General features: G+C 57.3%; 17 protein-coding genes and 3 pseudogenes. 7 read left to right on the top strand and 13 right to left on the bottom strand.

Features of this window, described 5'->3' with window-relative positions; genetic code table 11:
• Positions 1-40: 40 nt before the first annotated feature.
• Positions 41-406: an amphi-Trp domain-containing protein gene (locus ACFQL3_RS00170; RefSeq protein WP_377050295.1), complete on the bottom strand. Its 366-nt coding sequence runs from the start codon at positions 404-406 to the stop codon at positions 41-43.
• A gap of 640 nt (positions 407-1,046) precedes the next feature.
• On the opposite strand from ACFQL3_RS00170, the gene ACFQL3_RS00165 reads away from it, so the two are divergent.
• Both ACFQL3_RS00165 and ACFQL3_RS00160 read left to right on the top strand, forming a co-directional pair.
• Positions 1,047-2,330 carry an RNA-guided endonuclease InsQ/TnpB family protein gene (locus ACFQL3_RS00165; RefSeq protein ID WP_377050293.1) on the top strand — a complete coding sequence of 428 codons (1,284 nt, stop codon included), beginning with the start codon at positions 1,047-1,049 and terminating at the stop codon, positions 2,328-2,330.
• A 76-nt stretch (positions 2,331-2,406) separates the two neighbouring features.
• A complete protein-coding gene (locus ACFQL3_RS00160; RefSeq protein WP_377050291.1) occupies positions 2,407-2,901 on the top strand; it encodes a hypothetical protein in 495 nt (164 codons plus the stop codon).
• 77 nt (positions 2,902-2,978) lie between these two features.
• Here ACFQL3_RS00160 and ACFQL3_RS00155 read toward each other — a convergent pair whose 3' ends face one another.
• The 7 genes and pseudogenes from ACFQL3_RS00155 to ACFQL3_RS00125 form a co-directional block, all read right to left on the bottom strand.
• Positions 2,979-3,743 (bottom strand): plastocyanin/azurin family copper-binding protein, encoded by a 765-nt coding sequence (locus tag ACFQL3_RS00155; protein ID WP_377050289.1) that lies wholly within the window; start codon positions 3,741-3,743, stop codon positions 2,979-2,981.
• 25 nt (positions 3,744-3,768) lie between these two features.
• Positions 3,769-4,077 (bottom strand): thioredoxin family protein, encoded by a 309-nt coding sequence (locus ACFQL3_RS00150; protein WP_377050287.1) that lies wholly within the window; start codon positions 4,075-4,077, stop codon positions 3,769-3,771.
• A gap of 169 nt (positions 4,078-4,246) precedes the next feature.
• A complete protein-coding gene (locus tag ACFQL3_RS00145; RefSeq protein ID WP_377050285.1) occupies positions 4,247-4,600 on the bottom strand; it encodes an SHOCT domain-containing protein in 354 nt (117 codons plus the stop codon).
• Positions 4,601-4,606: 6 nt separating this feature from the next.
• A complete protein-coding gene (locus ACFQL3_RS00140; protein ID WP_377050283.1) occupies positions 4,607-5,023 on the bottom strand; it encodes a DUF302 domain-containing protein in 417 nt (138 codons plus the stop codon).
• Between the two features lie 95 nt (positions 5,024-5,118).
• Entirely contained in the window at positions 5,119-5,475 is a 357-nt protein-coding gene (locus ACFQL3_RS00135) for an SHOCT domain-containing protein (RefSeq protein ID WP_377050281.1), read from the bottom strand.
• 57 nt (positions 5,476-5,532) lie between these two features.
• Positions 5,533-5,853, bottom strand: a complete 321-nt coding sequence (locus ACFQL3_RS00130; protein ID WP_377050279.1) for a hypothetical protein — start codon at positions 5,851-5,853, stop codon at positions 5,533-5,535.
• 339 nt (positions 5,854-6,192) lie between these two features.
• Positions 6,193-6,732: pseudogene (locus ACFQL3_RS00125) on the bottom strand (helix-turn-helix transcriptional regulator).
• A gap of 594 nt (positions 6,733-7,326) precedes the next feature.
• On the opposite strand from ACFQL3_RS00125, the gene ACFQL3_RS00120 reads away from it, so the two are divergent.
• On the top strand, positions 7,327-7,626 hold the full coding sequence (locus ACFQL3_RS00120) for a hypothetical protein (RefSeq protein ID WP_377050277.1): 300 nt from the start codon (positions 7,327-7,329) through the stop codon (positions 7,624-7,626).
• A 378-nt stretch (positions 7,627-8,004) separates the two neighbouring features.
• Here the strand turns inward: ACFQL3_RS00120 and ACFQL3_RS00115 are convergent.
• Both ACFQL3_RS00115 and ACFQL3_RS00110 read right to left on the bottom strand, forming a co-directional pair.
• Positions 8,005-10,662, bottom strand: a pseudogene (locus ACFQL3_RS00115) (heavy metal translocating P-type ATPase).
• Between the two features lie 95 nt (positions 10,663-10,757).
• Positions 10,758-11,348: an AsnC family transcriptional regulator gene (locus ACFQL3_RS00110; protein ID WP_377050275.1), complete on the bottom strand. Its 591-nt coding sequence runs from the start codon at positions 11,346-11,348 to the stop codon at positions 10,758-10,760.
• Between the two features lie 133 nt (positions 11,349-11,481).
• Here ACFQL3_RS00110 and ACFQL3_RS00105 point away from each other — a divergent pair, with 133 nt between their 5' ends.
• Positions 11,482-11,679: a heavy-metal-associated domain-containing protein gene (locus ACFQL3_RS00105; protein ID WP_377050835.1), complete on the top strand. Its 198-nt coding sequence runs from the start codon at positions 11,482-11,484 to the stop codon at positions 11,677-11,679.
• A gap of 720 nt (positions 11,680-12,399) precedes the next feature.
• On the opposite strand, the gene ACFQL3_RS00100 is transcribed toward ACFQL3_RS00105, so the two are convergent.
• The 3 genes from ACFQL3_RS00100 to ACFQL3_RS00090 all read right to left on the bottom strand — a co-directional run bounded on the left by ACFQL3_RS00100 (position 12,400) and on the right by ACFQL3_RS00090 (position 16,402).
• On the bottom strand, positions 12,400-14,598 hold the full coding sequence (locus ACFQL3_RS00100; RefSeq protein ID WP_377050273.1) for an LUD domain-containing protein: 2,199 nt from the start codon (positions 14,596-14,598) through the stop codon (positions 12,400-12,402).
• Entirely contained in the window at positions 14,595-15,104 is a 510-nt protein-coding gene (locus ACFQL3_RS00095; protein WP_377050271.1) for a LutC/YkgG family protein, read from the bottom strand. The genes ACFQL3_RS00100 and ACFQL3_RS00095 overlap by 4 nt, the downstream gene beginning before the upstream one ends.
• 338 nt (positions 15,105-15,442) lie before the next feature.
• Positions 15,443-16,402 carry an alpha/beta fold hydrolase gene (locus ACFQL3_RS00090; protein ID WP_377050269.1) on the bottom strand — a complete coding sequence of 320 codons (960 nt, stop codon included), beginning with the start codon at positions 16,400-16,402 and terminating at the stop codon, positions 15,443-15,445.
• A 1,505-nt stretch (positions 16,403-17,907) separates the two neighbouring features.
• On the opposite strand from ACFQL3_RS00090, the pseudogene ACFQL3_RS00085 reads away from it, so the two are divergent.
• The 3 genes and pseudogenes from ACFQL3_RS00085 to ACFQL3_RS00075 all read left to right on the top strand — a co-directional run bounded on the left by ACFQL3_RS00085 (position 17,908) and on the right by ACFQL3_RS00075 (position 20,702).
• Positions 17,908-18,885 (top strand): annotated as a pseudogene (locus ACFQL3_RS00085) (IS1595 family transposase).
• A gap of 90 nt (positions 18,886-18,975) precedes the next feature.
• Positions 18,976-19,902 (top strand): helix-turn-helix transcriptional regulator, encoded by a 927-nt coding sequence (locus ACFQL3_RS00080; RefSeq protein ID WP_377050267.1) that lies wholly within the window; start codon positions 18,976-18,978, stop codon positions 19,900-19,902.
• Positions 19,899-20,702, top strand: coding sequence for a DUF6036 family nucleotidyltransferase (locus tag ACFQL3_RS00075; RefSeq protein WP_377050265.1), 804 nt, complete (start codon positions 19,899-19,901; stop codon positions 20,700-20,702). The genes ACFQL3_RS00080 and ACFQL3_RS00075 overlap by 4 nt, the downstream gene beginning before the upstream one ends.
• Positions 20,703-20,776 lie beyond the last annotated feature (74 nt).

Here is a 20,776-nt window from a genome sequence, read left to right as displayed (position 1 = left end):
AGTGCCTCACAGTGTTCACTGCGTCCGACTGTCCTGCTGTTCATTCCTGGTCGTCTGCTCCCTGCTCACTCGTTTCGGGTTCCTCCGTCCCGTCGCTCTCGTCTTCTTCGGGTGAGACTGCCTCACCGTCAGCCATCGACCACTCTAGCTCGACTTCCAATTCGGCCTCATCCTCTTCTTCCTCGTACTCAACTTCCACTTCGAACTGCTCGGGAACGGTCACCGGGCCCTCATCGCGGCCCAGTTCTACTGACCCGCTCGCAACGCCGGTGGCGAGGCGACGGAGGACGTTCTCTCCCTGTTCGCGGGTCATGAGGCCCTCCAACTCGAATTCCTCTTCTTCGTGCTCTTCCGCATCATTCGCATTCTGGCTCTGGTCTGTCACGTGTACACGTACGGCCTCCATACCAAAATTCCACCCCCACTCCCGCTTTGCTCTCACCTGTCCGCTCAGATTGCAGATCGACCGCTCGGAGGTTTCAGTCAGAAAGAACCACGGGCGAAATGGTCGATACAGATGAACGGCTTACCAGGTCCGGGTCGGGAGAAGACCAATTGCACTGACGACCTGATGGTCACCATCGACGGGTACGATCACACGCATTTGCTCGTTGTAGTCAGCCAATAGCTCTCGACAGACGCCACACGGCGGGATAACGCGCGCTTCGGTTGCGTCATGATAGGGCAATGGGTACGATACGGCTACGGACGTCTGAATCTCGTCATGGTCATACCCGTCTGCAATGGCTGAGCCAACTGCAACTGGCTCTCCACAGACCGAGGCCCGTCCGATACTGGCCGGTAAACCCACACCCTCATATACCGAGCCATCTGCCATCCGAATGCCAGCAGTGACGATGTGGGCATCATCAAAAAACTCCGGATCGAACGTCTGTTTATACGCTGAGCAGGCGCAATACCACGTCGTTTACGGCGTGGATACGCGCCGCCAACTGATGATACAATAACCGTTGTTCGGCATTTCTGGATATTCCACGCGACCCGAAACCGACACTTGTCCATAAGCTAAGAAACATAGGTTATGTATGGCGAAACAGGTCGTCAAACGCACTTTCATTGGTTCCATACAGAACCATCAGCAAGTGCAGGACGACCTTGATTCGCTTGGATTCGCCGCCAGTAAACTCTGGAACGTCGCCCGCTGGACAAGCGGGCGTGTCTGGAACGAAACTGGCCACATCCCCGACGACGGCGACCTGAAATCGTACCTCAAATCCCACGAACGCTATAGTGACCTACATTCGCAGTCAAGTCAGCGAGTTCTTGAAGAACTCTCTGAAGCGTTCACTGGCTGGTACAAGAAACGCCAGAACGGGGACTCGAAAGCGAATCCACCAGCATATCGCAAACACAACGACGAACATCCACGCTCAACGCTCACGTTCAAAGGCGCTGGCTTCAAGCTCGATACCAAAAATGGTCGAATCCGACTCTCCAAAGGTGAGAACCTGAAAGAGCACTGGTCGGACTTCGTTCTCTGCAACATCCAAACACGACCTGACGTTGACCTCTCTGCGATTGAGAGCGTCCAGCAGGTACGCGCTGTCTGGAATAAGCAGCGAGACGAATGGGAACTCCACATCGTCTGCAATGTCGAAATCAATGCATCAGAGAACGACGCTGAGAAGACCGCTGGTATCGACCTGGGTATCTGTAACTTCGCCGCTCTCGCCTTTGAACACCAAGAGTCTGAGCTATACCCGTTGAACTGCCTCAAACAGGACGATTACTATTACAGCAAGCATATTGCTCACTGTGATGATTCCTCGTCGGAAGAATCAGTACGGTTGAACACCAAGAAATCTAATCGTCGTGCGCACTATTTCCACACGCTCTCGAAACATATCGTGGAGAGATGCGTTGACGAGAACGTCAGTGTGATTGCAATTGGTGACCTCAGCGGGATCCGTGAGGATGAAGACGGTGAGACGAAGGATTGGGGCAAGCACGGTAACTTGGACTTGCACTCGTGGGCGTTCGACCGATTCACTGACCTGCTCGAATACAAGGCTGAAGAATCTGGCATTTCCGTTGAGCGCGTATCTGAGGAGAACACCTCAAAGTCGTGTTCTTCGTGCGGGTGTGAGCGTGAGTCGAATCGTGTTGAGCGTGGCTTGTACGTGTGTGCCGAGTGCGAGTTGGTTGCGAATGCTGACGTGAATGGTGCTGAGAATATTCGGAAACAAGTATCTCCGAGTCTCGCCACGGATGGCGGTGATAGGAGTAACGGCTGGTTGGCACAGCCATCGACGTACCTGTTTGACAAGGAAACTGGCTCGTTTGAGCCTCAAGAACAGGCAATGTCGTAGACCCTAATATCCCAAACCAGCGGTAGCGGTGCCGTGGGATTCCTCCGCGTTCACGCGGAGGAGGATGTCAATCCTGATGCGCGAGGCGAGAGATACGGACGGCCGCCTCTCGGTCGTGGGCTATCGAGCACGGCAGGTTATCGCGGCCCGGTTCGGCGTCCTCGTCGTCATTACACTCCTCGTTGTCGGCGTCTCAGTGGGAGTGATGCTCGTCGACTTCTGGCCGGAGCAGCTGTGGTGGTTTGTCGCCGCGATGCTCGTCCTCTCGGTGACCTACGGACTGATCGGGATGCTCGTCGGTGCCGTCTTCAATCGACTGGCCGGCCTGTGGATCATGTTGATCCTCCCGATGATCGATATCGGGCTCTTTCAGGACCCATTGTTCGTCCAGTCCGAGCCCGAGTGGTGGATGAAACTCTTCCCGGGCTACCATCCCGTCCGCGTGATAGTCGATACCGGGCTCACAACGGACCTGGATACTGCTGTGTCACTCAGCTGGGGATTCAGCTATCTCCTCGTCATCGGGCTCCTCGCTATATGGGTGTACTACCGAGGAACTCGAACGACGTGACGACGCAATCGAAAAAGGACGATCTCCGCAGACGGACGGATTTACCGACGTCTCCCAACGGGGTTCGGTGACTCTCCTCACAGGGATGGGTCGTTTTGCCCGTCCTCCAACCGTTCACGACGCGTCTGGAACTCTTCTTCGTCGATCTCGCCTCGTGCGTAACGACGTTGAAGGGTTTCCATCGCGGAATCGTCACTCTCTGGAGGTGCATCACCTCGACCCGTTGCCCAGTAGAGGAGTCCGCCGACCAGCCCCAGCATTCCGAATGCCCCGCCGACGAACGGCAGCCCACCGAACCATCCACCGTTCCGGCCGTTCATCATCCCCGGGCGGGACCCCATTCCGGGACCCATCATTCCGCCATCGGAGTTCCCATCACCCCCGGTACCAGATCCATACGCGATCGCGCCCTGCTCGACGATCGCGTCGCTCTCGGGCACGTCACCGTCCGGAATCGGACTCTCTTCGGCCGGGCCGCCGGGATTGCCAACGACGATGCGACCAACCATCCCGACTGTCTTGTGCGGGATGCAGTAGTAGTCGTACGTACCTGGTTCTTCGAACGTGTACTCGTACCCTCCCGACGAGATGACCCCACTATCGAATGGACTGGCGTCGAGCGGAATCCGGTTCTCGTAGGCCGTCGCCGAGTGTGTACCGGCTGCTATCTCGAAGCGGACGGTCGTGCCGGGTTGGACGTGGAGCCCGATCGGGTCGAAATAGTTGTTGCCCATCTTCACGACGGGCGTCTCCTGTGCGCTCACTGGCTGAGAGAGGCCTGCGCTGGCGACTGCGCCGGCACCGAGCACTCCCAGGAACTGACGTCGATCATAGTTCGTCATGTGGTTTGAATTGGTCGGGTGGTCGTTATGTTCGCACGACATCGACGAGACGTTGGACGAGTCCAGACGACTGTTCGGTCGCGCTCTCAATGGCTGGTTCGAGGTCGTTCCGCTCGACAATGCCGATGAACTCGGCGGTCTGTTTACCGCTCGCGTAGACGAGTGTCGTCGGCGTCTTCCGGACGCCGTATTCCTCGGCCGTTTCCAGATCTTTCTGGATATCGATCTCCCGGAACTCCATGTCCGGATACTTCTCCTCGAGGCCGTCGTTTTTCTCTCGTTGTGTTGCGCATGCTCCGCACGTCTCTTGGGTGAAGAGGATGACTTCGGTCACATAGTATAATACGGTATTGGGACTTAACCACATTACTATTCAGAATCGTAAGCTGAGAGAACTCCATCTCTTCGATCTGAAAGGGCGTTCACACAGTGGTGACCGGGAGTAGCATCACAAATTCGATCACGCAGGCGTGTGAATACGCACTTGGTGCGTACTCGTTGGCTCAATCCGACCGTTCGAGTCTCTCGCGGCGGGCTTCGAACTCTTCATCAGTGAGGTCGCCACGAGCGTATGCCGTGCGGAGTTCCTCCATCGCGGGATTTCGAGATGTCTGCGTTTCGCTAATACGCCGGAAGACGAGATAGCCACCGCCGAGGAGGATAAGGAGGAAGATGAGCGGGACGAGCATCCCGACGAGCGGCCACCACCCGCCAGTACCGCCATACTGACCCATCATCCCACCGTACCCCATCATCCCGCCGAATCCTATCCCCATTGTGAGCAACGGGAGTAAGATGATCGCTCCGAGGATCAGAAGAACGATCGTCGTGACGTCGAGCTGGTTTGATGAAGACATCGAAGATCAGGTCTCCGATCTGGATCCTAGTTCGTCGGTGACGGCCGAGAGAACACGTTCGAATCGCTCGGTGACCTCGGTCGCGATAGACTCGAGCGCATCGTTGTCTGCGATGTCGATCAACTGCTGCGGATCGACGGCACTCACAACGATATCGTCGTCATCGGTTTCGTAGACGATGACGTTACACGGGAGGAGTGCTCCGAGTTCGATTTCTTCGGTCAGTCCCTCGTATGCCAGGGGGGGATTGCATGCACCGAGAATGCGGTACTGGCGGAATTCTTCGTTGAGTTTCTCCTTGAGTGTCGCCTGGATGTCGATGTCACAGAGGACGCCGAATCCTTCGTCTTCGAGCGCTGCGATCGTCGTGTCGACGACGTCGTCGAAATCGCCAGTGACTGAAGTCTGTATTGTGTATTCCATGTAATATTATACCCCGTCCACGGGGTTAACGGTTGGGTGCCGCAACGGCGAGCGTTGGGAGTGTGATGTATCGGCTGGAACAGCAACTGTTCCAGTCATCCGGTTCGTTCGAGCTGTTTTCGCCGTCGATCGAATTCTTCATCCGATAGCTCACCGCGGGCGTAGCGCTCGCGGAGAACTGACAGCGACTGCTCTTCGTTCCCGCCGGATCCTCGGTTGAGGAGCGCATAGACGATGTAGAGCGGGACGACGATGAGGAGCCCCATCCAGAGAAGTCCCCAGAGGCCCATCGCTCCGCCGAAGAGGCCCCAGCCGCTCCCGCCCATCATACCGCCGCCGTAGCTCCCACCACCGCGGGCAGCAGCCGTTCCAGTCGTTGCGACCAGCAGCGGGACGGCGAGGATTGCGAGTCGACGAGCAGTGCGTCCGATGTGAGTGGTGAGTTGTGTCATTATCTTGAGTTGGTGAGTTGTGGTGTTCGGTTGCAGCGATCGAAACGGTCAGGGTTGTCAGCAGTGGCCCTGCCCGTACATCTCGCCGCTGTAGTCGTCGTCAGCTCCGTCGTGGTATTCCTCGTCAGACATGTCCTGGGCCATCTCGTCGACGGTCACACCCATGTGCGACTCCATCCACTCGACGCTACCAGGGCCCATGTGTTCGGCCATCTGCGCCTCCATCCAAGTGGCCAATTCATCTGCGGTGGTATTGTCCGTGAGCGTGTCGTCAGCGGTCGTGTCGTTGCCGTGTGCGCTGGCAACGGGCGCGGCAAACGCGAGTCCGACGATCGCGAGGGCCACGAGCAGCCAGCGGCCGAGTTTGAAGTTGGTCATTGTCTTTCTCCTCGATTACTCGTAGGACTGCTGGGGGGTTATCGACGTGGGTGTGAATCCACACAGGAGAACGTTCGAGAACATGTATAAGAGGACCTAACCGTTTTTCAGGACAAGGACCGTTCCTCCGGCCCGAATTCGCCGGATTGGTACTCAATCCTTCTCCCGGGACAGGACCACGGCCCCAGGAACAACAGTATGAACGATCCGTAACCAGGTCATTCGACGTATTCTACGACACGCGCCATCCCTGCATCGAGATTGTGCAGACGTGATAGTGGACAACGTTTTGGACGGGGCTGGACTCGTGGGAACGCCCCACTAGTTCGCCTGTTTTCGTTATAGGTCGTCGCTCGGATAGATGCGATACGTCCGCCCTTGGCGCTCGCGGTACAGCAGGCCACGCTTCTCAAGCGCACTCACCGTCTGACTGACCTTGCTCTTCGAGATGTCCGAGCGATCCCTGAGTTCGATCTGTGTGATGCCAGACGAGGAGATAACTGGTTCGAGGATACGGCGTTCATCATCTGGCAGGAGGTCTAACACGCGAGCCTGTAGCTGAGACTCCGGATTGATGGCTCGATTCGATTGGACAGCTACCTCTGGCGATTCATCACCCTCAGGATCGGTCGGATTCGCCATTTAACTCTGTGAGCGGTCGTTTACCTCTATGCTGGTGACCTCATCCCGAATCACGAGATACCCCCCATCGATGACAGCCGAAACGAGGAAGGTTCCGAGGACGTACCAGAGTGGATTCGTTCCGTGAACGGACCCCATCAACGTGCCCATTATCGATCCCATCTGGTCGAAGGCCTGCTATTGCTGGTATGCTTGCCAGATGAGCACACCAGAGACGATGAGGACGACAGCGACCAAGCCACCGACTACTGTATCGGCTCGCCGTCGTGGGTGAGGCTCGGTCCACTATCGTCGGTTCGCATCCCACGGGGTCGCAGTACTGCCCGGGCACACCGAGACCACGACGGTAGACGTATAGGAGAAAGCCAGAGAGCGCGAACACGACGATTTTGAAAACCTGAACGAGACTCGTGATGACGAGCCCCATGATGATCGCCCACGCCGCAGTCCAGAGGAAACCGACGCCGATCCGCAACGACTCGAGGATTCCGTCGACGAGGGCGGCTTGCATATTTAGACGATCGCAGCCATCTTTTTTGTTATTTGTTCTTAAGAAACCGGGGCAGTGGGCGGAGTAAATCTTGCATTCAAAGGTGACTCATGCTATCAGAGGTGGTCAAGCGTTCGAGGACTGCGTTCGCGCTCATCAGTTTTTGCGTGTCACTGATTCCAGTCGGTGGTGGCTCCTTGGTCTTCCGACGGACCGGCCATACAGATCTGGGTGTTGGACCGCTGGTTCCCCCACGATATTTTTCCTCCGTGTTACCAAGGAATCGCTCCTTTCGAATTGTAAGAGAAACCCGATTGAAGGAGTAGAGCGTATCTGTAGTCATGAGCACTACTACCACAAACCAAGATGCGTACGAAATGGACTCCACGACCAACGTGATGCATCTCGATTCGTTGGCACTGGCGGGCGCAGCAGCAGTCGTCTCTGCCACCGCGATGCTCCTGCTGGGTGTGTTCGGAGCGATCGGCGTCTATGAGGGCGCAGTCGAAGCGATGGAGCAGTGGCACCTGTTCTTCGAACCGACCATCGTCGGGACTGTGGCGGGCATGGTCGAGGCAGCGGTGATCAGCTTCGTCTTGATGTATGCCTTCGCGTGGCTTTACAACGCCTTCGTATCATAGATTAGGTGTCAATCCAGGTACGTCACCGACAAAGCCGAAATCATCATCGACGCATCGTCCGAGGAGGTATGGGAGTACGTAACCGACCCAGTCCATTGGACGGCGTCGAACCCCGAGGAACACTACGGACTTGAGTACAACACGCCCGATAACCATCCCCGAGAGGATGCGACATTTCACCAGGCCGAAGAGGTCGCTGGGACGTACGCCGACCTCCACGGCCGATTCCAGTACATCGGTCATCCACATGTAGGGGTCTGGACTGGGACAGCGTACTATCCGGTTCTTCGTGGAATTGTCACTCAGGAGTAGCCGTCTCTCTCCAGAGAGTCGTTTTTTCCGGACACGACGAAGAATGCTGCTGGTGAAACCAGCTGATTAGCGGAGTCGACCGAGGAGCTCGTAATCGTGATCCGGAGTGTACCGGCGGAACAGTAGACTGTTCGACAACACCGATACACTTGAGAAGGCCATCGCGCCGGCGGCGAGCACGGGCTGGAGCAGCCCGAGTGAAGCCAACGGGATCATCGCCGTGTTGTACCCAAGCGCCCACACGAGGTTCTGCTTGATCTTCTGGAGCGTCGCGTCCGAGATACGGATAGCCTTCACCACGTCGAGTGGATCGTCGCGCATCAGCGTCACGTCCGCCGCTTCGATAGCGACGTCCGTCCCGCTCCCGATGGCCGTCCCGACGTGGGCCACCGCGAGCGCGGGCGCGTCGTTGACGCCGTCGCCCACCATCATCGCCTTGCGACCTTCGTCCTGAATGGCCTCGACGGCATCGGATTTGTCCTCGGGGAGCACCTCCGCGTGGACATTTTCGGGGTCGATCCCGACCTGCTCGGCGACGGAGAGGGCGGTCCGCTCGTTGTCGCCGGTGATCATCATCACGTCGATGCCGCGCTCCTGCAGTTGGCTCACGGCCTCGGTTGCACTTTCTTTGATCGTGTCGGCGTCAGCGACCACACCGATGAGTTTGCCCTCCGCTCGCGGCTGTTCGCCGCTCGCATCGCGGTCGCCGCTTCGCTCCGAACCGCGCAACGCGACGAGCATTGCCGTCTTCCCCTCGTTCTCGAGGCGCTCCATTGTCTCCTGAGCGGGCGAGGGGTCGATCCCGTTGTCGCGCAGCAGCTTGCGGTTGCCGACCAGCACCTCATTGTCACCGACCGTCGCTTTGATGCCGTGGCCGGGGACGTTCTCGAAGGCGTCCGGGTCGGTCACGTCGATACCACGGGCTTCAGCTCCATCGACAATGGCCCGCGCAAGCGGATGCTCGCTTCCACTTTCGGCCGTCGCTGCGAATCGGAGGACGTCGTCCTCACTGAGACGATCGCGTGCAGTTAGCGCTCCGCCGTCGGCTGCCGGCTCTCCACCGTCAGCGACAGGTTGGCCGTCACCGTCGAAGACCACGACGTCCGTTAGCTCCATTTCACCTTTTGTGAGCGTCCCGGTCTTGTCAAAGACGACCGTGTCGACGTCTTTCGCGCGTTCAAGAATGTCCCCGCCTTTGAACAGGACGCCGTTCTGGGCACCGATCGTTGTCCCAACCATCGTTGCAGCAGGCGTCGCTAACCCCAGCGCACAGGGACAGGCGATCAACACGGACGATGCGAAGACGATGAGCGCGAACTCGAAGACTGAGACGCCTCCAGCGGCGACGGGGCCACCTGCGACGAGTCCCCATAGCGGGAGTGCCTCAACGAAGCCCGCGAAAGTCGCGGGGAAGAGGAACCACACAGTGCCCCACAGCAACGCGTTCGCGATGACCGCTGGGACGAAGTACGCCGAGATGCGGTCCGCCAGATTCTGGATGTCGGGTTGGCGCGACTGGGCTTCCTTGACCGTCTGGACGATCTGCTGGAGCGCCGTGTCCGCACCGACCTTCGTCGCCTCAACGACGAGCACACCGTTCTCGTTGATAGTGGACCCGACGACCTCGTCACCCTCGCCTTTCTCGACGGGAACCGACTCGCCGGTGACCATCGACTCGTCGACGGCGCTCTGCCCGTCGATGACGACGCCGTCGGTCGGAATCTGCTCGCCGGGCCGGACCTTCATACGGTCGCCGACGGTGACCTCTTCGAGTGGCACTTCCACTTCGGTACCGTCCTCGTCGACGAGGGTGGCCGTCTCGGCCTCCATTTCGAGGAGCTTTCGAAGGGCGTCACCTGCCTGCCCTTTCGAGCGGGCTTCGAGGTAGTTCCCGAGGGTGATGAACACGAGGATCAACGCGGCAGTGTCGAAGTACAGCCCCCCCGCGATCAATTCCGCGAGTACTGCGATTGAGTAGAAATACGCAGTGGACGAACCCAGTGCGATGAGAACGTCCATGTTGGCGCGCCTGTTGTTGATCAGCGCGTTGTACGAGTTCTTGTAGAACGGCCAGCCGAGCACGGCCTGAACTGGTGTCGCCAGCAGGAACTCGACCCATCCGAATTCGACGCCGAGGACCGTCTCCGGGAGAATTCCCCCGCCGAGCAGGAACTTCTCTGCGAGGAAAAACAGCATCGGGGCCGAGAGCGCGGCTCCGAACAGCGTCAGTCGAAGCTGTTTTCAGATCTCACCCTGTCGTGCAGCGTCCCGAGCGTCTTTACCCGATTCACCGCTGTTGCTGTCTTCACGAACCGGCGAGTAACCAGCGTCCTCGATAGCGTCGTAGAGCGCGTCGAGTGAGGTGTCCGCGGGGTTGTACCTGACCTGCGCTTCGTCGGTGGCGAAGTTCGCCTCGGCCGCGATAACACCCGGCGTGTTCTCGAGCGCGGTCTCGTTCGTCTGCACACAGTTGGCACAGGTCATATCGGAGATGCCGATGGTCACCGTGTCAGACACCGCACCGTAGCCGGCGTCCTCGATCGCCCCGTAGATCTCTGCGAGCGATACCTCGTCAGGGTTGTACTCGACGGAGCCCTCGTCCGTGGCGAAATTGGCGTTCGCCTCGATGACGCCGTCGAGTGACTCCAGGGCGTCCCCAACTGTCCCCGAGCAGTTGGCACAGGTCATTCCTGTGATGTCCAGTTGTGCTGTGCGTGTTTCCATATCATACTGTAGGAGCTACCCCGTTAGGTGAGTTCTCACTTGGATAGTGAGGGTAATCGACGGCGTTTACTTTCGGTTCCAAACCGAAGTCAGCGCTATATGCCCTCTTCGAGACGCTGGTGTCGATCTTCGAATCGACTCTGACACGATTGACAACAGAAATGATAGAGCTCTCCATCAATACGACTCGTCTCCCCCTCAGAATCCACAGTATTACTGCACTCGGCACACGTGAGTGCGAACTCGACGCCGTCAATCGACGGTGTCCACTCGACTTCGTCGACTAACGTGACTGTGTAATCAACCGAGTTAGCGCCATCGAGAAGCGTGTTCACCCATGCTCGGACGTTCTGTGCTTCTGCACGTCCATAGAACCAGAGGTCGCCCTCCGACGTAATGAACACGTGTTCGACGGCGTCGTCGTTTCTGACCCGCTCGCGTACCGCGTCGAACGACTCAGACGGGAGATCCAGTTGAACGAGTACCGGTACACCAGCTCTGAGTTTAGTACGGTCGACATCGATAGTGAAGTTGTTGATGACTCCGGTCTCTTGGAGCCGTGTAACGCGATCTGAGACGGCTGGCCCCGAGAGGCCAACTTCCTCGCCGATCGCGCTGAACGGGCGACGGGCGTTCTCGGCTAACAGCGAGAGAATCTCCATGTCGGTTTCATCCAAGTCCCGCATACTGGCCCAAAAGGACGCAGGATACAATACTATTTCCCTGAAGATACTTTGGAATACGTCGTTTCATAACCGTTCGAACAACAGTATCGAAGCAGCAAATGACAAAGAGGAGCCGTCCGTATTTTTCACCGGAATGAGTCAAACGATCACCGTCGAGGGGATGACGTGCGAACACTGTGAACAGACCGTTAAAGAGACCCTTCAAGACGTATCTGGCGTGACTGACGCCACCGCCGATCGTGAGGCCGAACAGGCGAGAGTCAATGGTGACGCCGACGTCATGGCCCTTGTACAAGCCGTCGAAGACGCTGGATACACTGCCCACGCTTGAGAGCACCCAGAACGTTCGCGGACGACCACCCCGCCGTTCTCTTTCGAGTCCGCTTGCCCTGATCGCACCGCGCAGTATCAGGCCCCGGACGGATTGACATCCTCCTCCGCGTGAACGCGGAGGAATCCTGAGTGTTAGAGATTTCAGGTTTGCAGTCCCACCGAACCCTGACACGGTCAGAATCCGTGTAGAGTTCACGGACTGTGACGAGTGAGACTGCTGGGAGTGCCAAGCCCCCGGTACTCCTATCCTCTGTCATGTTCGGACTCCCAGAGTTGTTTTTGCCTCGGAGAGTCCGACAGGCTTCGACGGACTCGGAGTTACTTTCCTGGTGCGTGCAACAGTCAACTCCACGCCGACTCTGTGAGAATCGGGCGGTCATCAACTGGTTTCGATTACTGCTTGGTTGCTTGGGGCGGCGAAGCCGCCATCGGAGGACAAGGCAGAATCACTCTCTTCTCGCCTGAGTCCTATTCTTGAATCGGAGTGCCTGTCAGTTGAAAGTATGGATTGGAACTCTCGGACAGGTATCGAAACGTGGATTGGTTCCGTGTTGTCGGATTCATCCCACGGCTAAAGCCGTGGGTTTTCTCCTGTACCTTCTATAATTCAATTCACGAACAATATTGCGCTTTGAAGCCACGCATCATTTCCATCCTTCGAGGTTGTGATGTTCCTCAAGAGCGAGCTTGCTAATGAAGCGACCGAGCGAAGAGCAGCTCAATCAGGAGCGATGAGCTCGACGACATGCATCGGCTCGTCGCCCACGAGGTCTCCAATCTGGTCCGTACAAGACATGCCGCTTGCAAGGGTATGTTCACAGTCCGCCTCGTCGAGCTGTGTCTCCAGATTCGAGCCGACGTCGATCGAAAGCTCGTAGTACTGCTGCTTGTAGCCGAACGATCCAGCCATTCCACAGCACTCGACATCGCTTGTTGTCACCTCGTACTCCAGTCGGTCTAGGACGGAGAGGCCATACTCGTCGAGTCCCATCGTACGCTGTTGGCAGTGGGCGTGATAGGCAACCGTTTCCCCGTCGGCAGCGACAGTCAGCTCGTCGGGATTGGCACCGTTTTCGAGGAGCCCGTAGATGTATTCGAGAATCTCGTAGCTGTTCGCCGCGAGCGGTTCGTGCTGCTCTTCCGGAAGGAGCCTGGCGTAATCGTTACGGAACATCGCCAGGTCACTCGGCTCAATTACGACCACGTCGTCTCCCTGCTTGACGTATGGGCCAAGCTGCTCGACGACGCGTTCTGCTTTCGTCCGGGCCGTATCGATCATTCCCTGCGAGAGTGGTGCCCGCCCAGCCCCTGGTACCGGCGGGACGACGACCTCAGCACCAAGTGCTTCCAGCGCTCTGACAGCCGCCTTTCCGCGCTCGGCTAGCATGTAGTTCGTGTACAGGTCGGGATAGAGCACGACTGTCCAGTCCGGATCACTCGGTGGAATATCGTCACGGCTTTCGAACCACTCGACAAATGTCGTCCGGCGGAACGCGGGGAGGTCCCGCCTCCGGTCGACGCCTGCGACGCGTTCAAGGAGGTACGAAGCCGGCAGAGAATTTGCAGCCCAGTTCGAGAGGGGTGCGAACGCGCTACCGAGTTTGGCAAGCGTCTCGAAGTTGCCGAACAGGCGTTTCTGGAGTCCCGGCCCAGAACTCTCGGTATCAGGCGTCAATCCATCGACCAGAAACTCGGCGCTGGTGTCGGTCTCGGTGTTGATTCGATCCCGGACGACGGTATTGATCCACGGGATATCGATATTGACCGGGCAGGCCTCGACACAGCGCGAACAGCCCGTGCAGAGATCGTTGAATTCCGCTGCGGTGTCGGTACCATGTACGCCAGCTTCCCACCCCGTGGCGATTCCGCCGGAGTACGTCTCACCACCAAACACATGGCCACCAACGGACTGGAAGTTCGCACAGGTGTTCGAGCAGGCCGAACACCGGATACAGTACAGTGTCTCCCGGAGATCTTCGTCCTCTCGCATCGCCAACCGCCCGTTGTCGATGAGGACGAGATGGAACTCACGGCCCTCGCCATCGCCGCCGATCGGTGTCTCTCGATCGTCGAAATCGACCGGTGGAGAGTTGATCGGGGGCGTGAGCAACGAGATATAACTCGTGATGTCCTGTCCCGTCCCGGAGCGGCCGATCAGTTCGATAAAGGGCTGCAGGTCCTCGATGCTCGGGACGATCTTTTCGACGCCAGCGACAGTGATCTGCGTGTCCGGAACGGTCACAGTCTTGCGGGCGTTGCCCTCGCTCGTTACCAGCGCCATGGTCCCGGAATCCGCCGTGAGAAAGTTCGCACCAGTCATTCCGACATCGGCGCCCCGGATCTGTTCACCCAGCTTCTCCCGGGCAAACATCGTCAGTTCCTCGGCCGTTTCGAGTTCGTCGGCAGGCTCGAACTGCTTGTTAAAGAGGGTCGCAATATCCTCACGAGACTTGTGGATCGCGGGAGCGACGATATGGCTTGGAGCCTCGTCAGCGACCTGAAGGACCCACTCGCCGAGGTCGGTCTCGACGACGTCGACGCCCTCACGTTCGAGGTGCTCGTTGACCGTGATCTCCTCGCTCGTCATCGACTTGCTTTTGACGAGGCGGTCGGCCTCCGCTTGCGAACAGACGTCCGAAATGTACTCGTTGGCATCGGCGGCATCATCAGCGATATAGACGGTTCCACCGTTCTCCTCGACCGTTTCAGTGAGTTCGTCGAGAAGAGCAGGTAGCCGTTCGATGGCGTCTTCCTTGATCGCCCTCGCTTCCGCGCGAAGCTGCTCGTACGACTCGAGATCGGCAACAGATTCGTATCGTCCCGCGTTAAATCCTCTCGTGTTAGCGGCGACTGCCTCGCCCTCCGTCTCCAGGATGTGTCGAATATGGGCTGCTTTCGACTCTCGCTGTGAGCTCATGAAACAACGATCACCTCCACTTCTTTCGGACCGTGCGCACCCTGCACCAGCGCGCCCATGTCCGCAGTTGCTGAAGGACCGGTTGCGAGAATCGCCGAACCGCGTGTTTCCCGGAGTTCGTCGCCGAGCCACTCGAAGGCTGCTGCCATATCCGGAACGATGTCTTGCTTCCGAAGGACGACAACGTGCCGGTCGTTGAACAGACTTACCGGCTCGCTCCCGAGTTCGTCCATCCTGAGAACGAGACTCCCGTACTCGGCGATCGCCAGCGAAGCTGCCGTAACACCAGTGGCTGCATTCTCCAGATCCGCTGGCGTGGGCGCAGTTGTTACTTGCTCCGGCAACTCGACGTCTGGCCACGGCAATGGTGTGCCGATGGCCGGCCCCTCGATCCGCTCATCGACCGCTGCCGCGACGTCGTCCGGAGGACACTCGGTGATCTCAACCCCGTAGCTACGTGCCCGATTCGTAAACGCGTCGTACCGCGGTGTATCCTGAGACATCATCAACTCTCCCTGCCGACTTGCTAGAAATTTCGATACTGTGTACTTAGCTTGCCCCAAGATCCACTTGGTGCCAGTCAACAGGTATGATGATCGCAATGGTTGTCGCAGTATAAAATAGACAGCTACGGAAAGTAACGACTGAATCGATGCCCAATCAGATCCTTATAGTGGGATACGACTGCTCTCTCAGCGGGTGGTGTTCCGACCGATAGCGATCTGGGAGAACGAAGGTGCCAAAGTGAGACCGGCAACTACCGCAGCCAACACTCTTACAGCAGTGTCTTAGATATTGATCTTAGTGGAATCGAATTGTGGAGTGATAACGACGATTCTGTTCACTACTCGTTTGAAATTTCTGCATCCCGTACCTCCGTCATCGATTCTACTAATGGTTGATCTGTTTTGACGGTTGTACTGACCGCCCGAAGCAAACTGTTGTATATCGCGGGCCGTTCGATCATTCCGATGTGACCGGTTCGCTCTAACTGGCAGAATACACCTTGCGAAATCCGGCTGGCAGTACTTCGTGCCACGTCAAGAGGGACGATCCCATCAGCAGGTCCATAGATGACCAGCGCTGGACAGTCGATGAGGCTCATATCATCACGCCCGTCATACCCCCAAAACCCCTCCGTGACCGTTGTCCACGCCGAACGGCGGTGCGGCATCGGGTTCGATTGAAGGAAGTCTTCGATGACACCCCTGGAGGTCTCTTCGTGTGCACCGACGCTGTGAGCCAATCGACGCATCAAGGTCTTGTTTGACGGTAACCTGTACAGACTGAGGGCAAGAAAGAGCCGTAAGAAGGGCTTTTCCCACGCTGGTGTGAGGTCGTGATCACCGCCCGCATGGAGAACGAGTGCGCTTGTCGGGTGCTGCTTCGCGTACTCGATAGCGACCGCTGTACCGTAGCTGTGACCGTGGAGAATTGGCCGATCAATATCGAGTTCTTTGAGTAGGGCTTGGAGATCGGCCACGTGACCGTTAATAGATTGCGTTGGTCGGGTCGTTGAGTTGCCATTGCCCGCCAACGAGTACGTCACGAGGTCCCGTTCTCCAGCAAACGCATGCAACTGTGGATACGGATTCCATAACGAACCAAGGCCTCCATGAATGAAAACAAGCGCCTCATCGGCCCCTGGTATATGGAGCGTTTCGAGAGCAACGTCATCGGATACCTGTATCTTGGTCGGCTCTGGTACTGACCGCCTGACTTTGTCGAAGCGGATGTAACCTGCCGGAAATGCGTCATATCCTGCCGACATGATCAGATATACCGGATGATGCTGCGTGGTCAATAAACCGACTCATACATATACCATTTTAAAGGAACATCAAATTTCTTGTCTTTCCAAGCAGATAGATACCGGTCTCCCCTGCGATTTTATCCTTACCGATACTTGAATCACCTGTACCGACCGATCCGAGGGATCGGAATCTGTGCAGGATTCTGTGTGAGATATGCGCGCTGTAGTCAGCACAGGCTCCAAGACATATTCAAAACCAGACAGATCACCCGACTCTCAAATGGCCGATTTCGGCCACCTCACGCCAGAAAGGTCGATCCCTTCGATCGTCGAACGCGAGCCTGCAGCGCCCATAACGAATATTTTCTCCAGAATCACAGTACAGCGGGGGGTAGATCGTCGATTGAACGCAATGCCGTTGCTTTCGTTCAGCAGAGGGCCAATCCCAAACGCCACTCTCGCTATCGAAGTCGGGAAGAGAACGCTGATGAATACCGCTTTCCGAAAGAGTCCCTCTAAAAATGTGCGGTCACGGGAACTGAGATCTGCTAGTAGTTCCCCTCCGGCGATGCAACGAAACGTTCTGATTATCTGTCAGAATTCGTGTACAAGATGTAGAGCATATATTCACTGTGGAGTCTGTTCTGCGGTTACTGCTAACTTTTGCGGATGGACGTTTCAGTACCCGCCTCCACCATCGAAGCACCGCCCGCATTTACTGGCGCTCGTGACGGTATTTGACTGGTCGGTTGTGGTGGGGTGAAGATTATCATGCGATAGATGATAGTGGATTCCACAAAGAGTCTGACAATCCGACTTACCGCCCTCATGTTTGTGGACTGTTCCTGTGACTTGGTTCATAATCACGTCCATGTCAGTCAGTAACGTAGACCACTGATATCACGTTACTGCTTGGTACACAAAGGTATTTCACCACCAGTTGACGCACGGAGGAGATAACGGTTGACCGATATACGCTTTGTATTCAGCATGACCATTGGAACCTATCACCGATCAAGGGTTTGAAAGACCTATTAGTCATACTTGAGTGAGTGGCCCGGATTCCCTCCTCGAAGAAAGATAGCCTGTCCGAGTGATGATCTGGTATTTCATATCGCACACGGGGGGTGTATATTCCTATAAGCCATAATATATTTATCTCGCAAACCGGGATTTCCTGTTAGTAATACCATAGTTGTAGTAACATATGCTAACCAGATCTTGGATTGATATGCGAATTCACCGCGTGCCAGATCAAATGTCTCGGAACCTGCTCAAGATAGTTTACGTATGGTTAATCGTCATCGTAATCGCAATACTCGAAAAATCGAGTTGATCAATTAAAAAGACAAAATATTCTGCTTTTTCATTTTGCACACGGGGTGTAGTGTGGCGGATACTCAGCGAAATTCCTTACTGATTTGCTCGATATCAGGGTTGGTTTCGGACGAAAATCAGGATACGCCTCCACCTCGGGCGGGCGCTGAAGGACTCGCTCTTATGCAAAGCTGCGGAAAGACCGTATTGTTACACTGAGTCGGCGCTAATCTGGCAATATGTCTTCTACTCAGCCAGCGTTCGGAGCGATGTTTCGAGAGCTGATCGAGCTGGGCGTTGTCGAGATCGACACGGAGCCGCTCGATGTCCGCATCGAGCGGCGACTCAAGGAATTCTGGGAGAATACGTCCTGTCCACGGTGCGGCCACCAGAGCATCGTGACCTGGGAGAGTATCGACCGAATCTGGTGCCGTAACTGCAATTTTAAGCCGGTTTTCACCTACGGAACGCCGTTCCACGAGAAACACCTCGCCTGCTGGGAGGTGCTTCTCGCGTTCACGCTGTACGCCGATACGTTGCTCAGTATCAACCAGATCGCGCCGTTTCTCGGTCGAGCCTATAGAACCGTCTACACAGCCATTCGAGACGTGGAAGCCGCGGTTCAGCGCGGCTTCCCCGTCGTCTGGAGCCTCCTCGATCAAACCATCGACGGACCGACGCAAGTCGACGAATCTGGCGAGGTCTATTCGGGCTACAAAGGCCAAGAGCCGCCGCGGAACAGCCGTTCTCGCGGCGGCTCGTCCCAAACTGGTCGATCTCGTTGGCGAGGCCGCCACGGTGATCAGATAACGCTGGTCGCGGCGTGCCGCGACTCGCTTCGCGTGATTCGCGGCCAACTTGGGATCGACTACAGCAGCGATCTTGAACCGGTGATACAGGAGGCTAAAGACCTCTCCCAGCCGCTGGGAGAGGTCTGAACCGACGGACTCCAGGCGTACCGACAGATGGACTTTGACCACCGAACGGTCATCCACAAAGAGAGGTATGTATCGCCAGAAAGCGTTCATATTAACCAAGCTGAGTGCCTGTTTTCGCTTGTCCAGCCGTGGTTGCGGAAGTTCCGCGGCCTGTCCAAGCAGGGCTTGGAACAGGCCGCTCACACCTTCGGAATCGTTCGCTCATTCAACATAGCGGGTGAATCCGTCGAGTCAATCGTTGATTGTCTCGTTATCGGGGTTTTCCGCAATTCTACATAAGAGCGAGACGATGGGGCAAGCTCTTATTCCTCTCTGTCTGTAACACTACTCGAAACTTCTTTATATACAAGTTTCGTACTGTGTTACACCGTGCTCCGGCGCATCGAACTCGAGGTCCTCGCCACGGTCGACCGCGGCGACACGATCTCCGAACTCGCGACGAAGCTCGACCACAGCGAGAGCTACCTCTCTCGTGCCGTCGGCGACCTCGTCGAGAAGGGGCTCGTCTACACGGAACGCGACGGCCGCCGAAAACGAGTCGTCCCGTCGGATGCTCGCGCCGTCGAACTCTATCAGGACCTCGTCCGCCAGTACTCCCACATCGAGTTCCCCGAGCTGCTGACCGGCAAGGCACTCGAGGTGCTGTACTACCTCGACCAGCCGCGAACCGTCTCCGAGATCGCCGACCGGAGCGACAACTACCGCAACACGGTCAACCGTGTCCTCAAGCGGTTTCGTGACCGTGGTCTCGTCGGGACGGCCGACGGCCGCTACGAGTTCAATGCCGACTTCGACCGCCTACACGCGTTCGCCCGTGAACTCGCACACCATCTGCATCGCCAACGCCTCGAAGCCGTCGCCCCGAAGGGCACGATTCTCTGGGAGGACTACGACGAATTCCTCCTCCAGGCCGAGATGGAGATCGACGCGGAGGCGTTCCACGAAACCGGCCTTGCTCGATTCGCGGCCTATGACCTCCAGTTCCTGCTCACCGGCCACCGCTACTACGTCTACTCCGAAGACCTCGACGCAGTCTCGCCGGCGGAGCTCTGCTGTCACACGCTGCTGATCGACGACGGCAGCCGACACCGCTCGTACTGTCTCCTCCTGCTCAGCCACGTCGACGTCGACGAGGAGGATCTCCGAGAGCAGGCGGCGAAGTATGGCCTCGAAGACGAAATCGACGCCTTGCTCCGCTACCTCGAGACGCACGGCGAGATCGACGACGACCGGCTCCCGGAGTGGGACGAGTTCCAGGAGTTGGCGGCTGACTACGAGGTGCCACTACCACAATGAGACCAACATTCGGACGCGAGTACATCGAGAACGAATTCCAGCGAATCGGAGACGGGCTATCTGAACCGCTCACGGTCTACCTGATCGGTGGTGGCGCGATGTCGCTACGCGACCTCAAGGGGGCGACGAAAGATATCGACCTTGTCGTCCCAGATGGCGACGCGTACGGTCAGCTGTGGGCCGTCCTGATGGACCTCGGGTATGCGGAGGTCCAGTCGCTGGATCCAGATTACCGGGCGCTGGGCGCGACGAGCTGCGTCGAGAACGACGATGGGTGTCGCCTCGACATCTTCAACCAGCAAGTCGCGAACAAGCTCGTGCTCACCGACGGTATGCAAGAGCGCAGTGAGCCGTTCCTCAACCTGGATCGACTGACGGTCCGGCTGGTTAGCAACGAGGATATCTTCCTGTTCAAGGCAATCGCAGGCCGCGACGACGACATCGAGGACATGAGTATGCTCGTGCAGGCCGGCCTCGATTACGACGTCGTCCGGGATGAACTCGAAGCCCAGATCGAACGCCTGGGGGACGATCAGTTCGCCACGTTCGCGAACGAGGCTCTAGTTGAACTCGAGGAGCGGTACGGAGTGACCACGCCGATCGAGGCCCGCGTCCAGGAGCTCACGAATAGGTACTACCGGGGGCTCGAAGTCCTCCAGGCACTCGACGAGCCGATGGCCGTCGACGAACTGGCCGCGGAACTGGAGCTGGATGACGAGGAGGTTCGGGACCGGATCGCGTATCTCTCAACGTTCGACCGGGTCCGTCGAGATGGCGACACAGTCCATCCCGTGGAGTAGCTCAATCGCTGCCCTACGGGGAAGGAAGGCGGCCGTCTGGTCGGGGAACGCGCCCCCGTTTGATCTCGTGATCG

The sequence above is a fragment of the Natronoarchaeum sp. GCM10025321 genome, from assembly GCF_042663585.1.
In the GTDB taxonomy this organism is placed as follows: Archaea; Halobacteriota; Halobacteria; order Halobacteriales; family Natronoarchaeaceae; genus Natranaeroarchaeum.
The sequence above is the reverse complement of the archived record's forward strand: the minus strand, read 5'-3'. Positions and strand labels throughout refer to the sequence as shown.

Bases quoted from the DNA above. Each gene is read 5' to 3' on its own strand.
- ACFQL3_RS00095 (WP_377050271.1), bottom strand. From the start codon at position 15,104: ATGATGTCTCAGGATACACCGCGGTACGACGCGTTTACGAATCGGGCA.
- ACFQL3_RS00170 (WP_377050295.1), bottom strand. From the start codon at position 406: ATGGAGGCCGTACGTGTACACGTGACAGACCAGAGCCAGAATGCGAAT.
- ACFQL3_RS00145 (WP_377050285.1), bottom strand. From the start codon at position 4,600: ATGTCTTCATCAAACCAGCTCGACGTCACGACGATCGTTCTTCTGATC.
- ACFQL3_RS00160 (WP_377050291.1), top strand. From the start codon at position 2,407: ATGCGCGAGGCGAGAGATACGGACGGCCGCCTCTCGGTCGTGGGCTAT.
- ACFQL3_RS00155 (WP_377050289.1), bottom strand. From the start codon at position 3,743: ATGACGAACTATGATCGACGTCAGTTCCTGGGAGTGCTCGGTGCCGGC.
- ACFQL3_RS00165 (WP_377050293.1), top strand. From the start codon at position 1,047: ATGGCGAAACAGGTCGTCAAACGCACTTTCATTGGTTCCATACAGAAC.
- ACFQL3_RS00130 (WP_377050279.1), bottom strand. From the start codon at position 5,853: ATGACCAACTTCAAACTCGGCCGCTGGCTGCTCGTGGCCCTCGCGATC.
- ACFQL3_RS00100 (WP_377050273.1), bottom strand. From the start codon at position 14,598: ATGAGCTCACAGCGAGAGTCGAAAGCAGCCCATATTCGACACATCCTG.
- ACFQL3_RS00075 (WP_377050265.1), top strand. From the start codon at position 19,899: ATGAGACCAACATTCGGACGCGAGTACATCGAGAACGAATTCCAGCGA.
- ACFQL3_RS00120 (WP_377050277.1), top strand. From the start codon at position 7,327: ATGAGCACTACTACCACAAACCAAGATGCGTACGAAATGGACTCCACG.
- ACFQL3_RS00140 (WP_377050283.1), bottom strand. From the start codon at position 5,023: ATGGAATACACAATACAGACTTCAGTCACTGGCGATTTCGACGACGTC.
- ACFQL3_RS00105 (WP_377050835.1), top strand. From the start codon at position 11,482: ATGAGTCAAACGATCACCGTCGAGGGGATGACGTGCGAACACTGTGAA.
- ACFQL3_RS00110 (WP_377050275.1), bottom strand. From the start codon at position 11,348: ATGCGGGACTTGGATGAAACCGACATGGAGATTCTCTCGCTGTTAGCC.
- ACFQL3_RS00135 (WP_377050281.1), bottom strand. From the start codon at position 5,475: ATGACACAACTCACCACTCACATCGGACGCACTGCTCGTCGACTCGCA.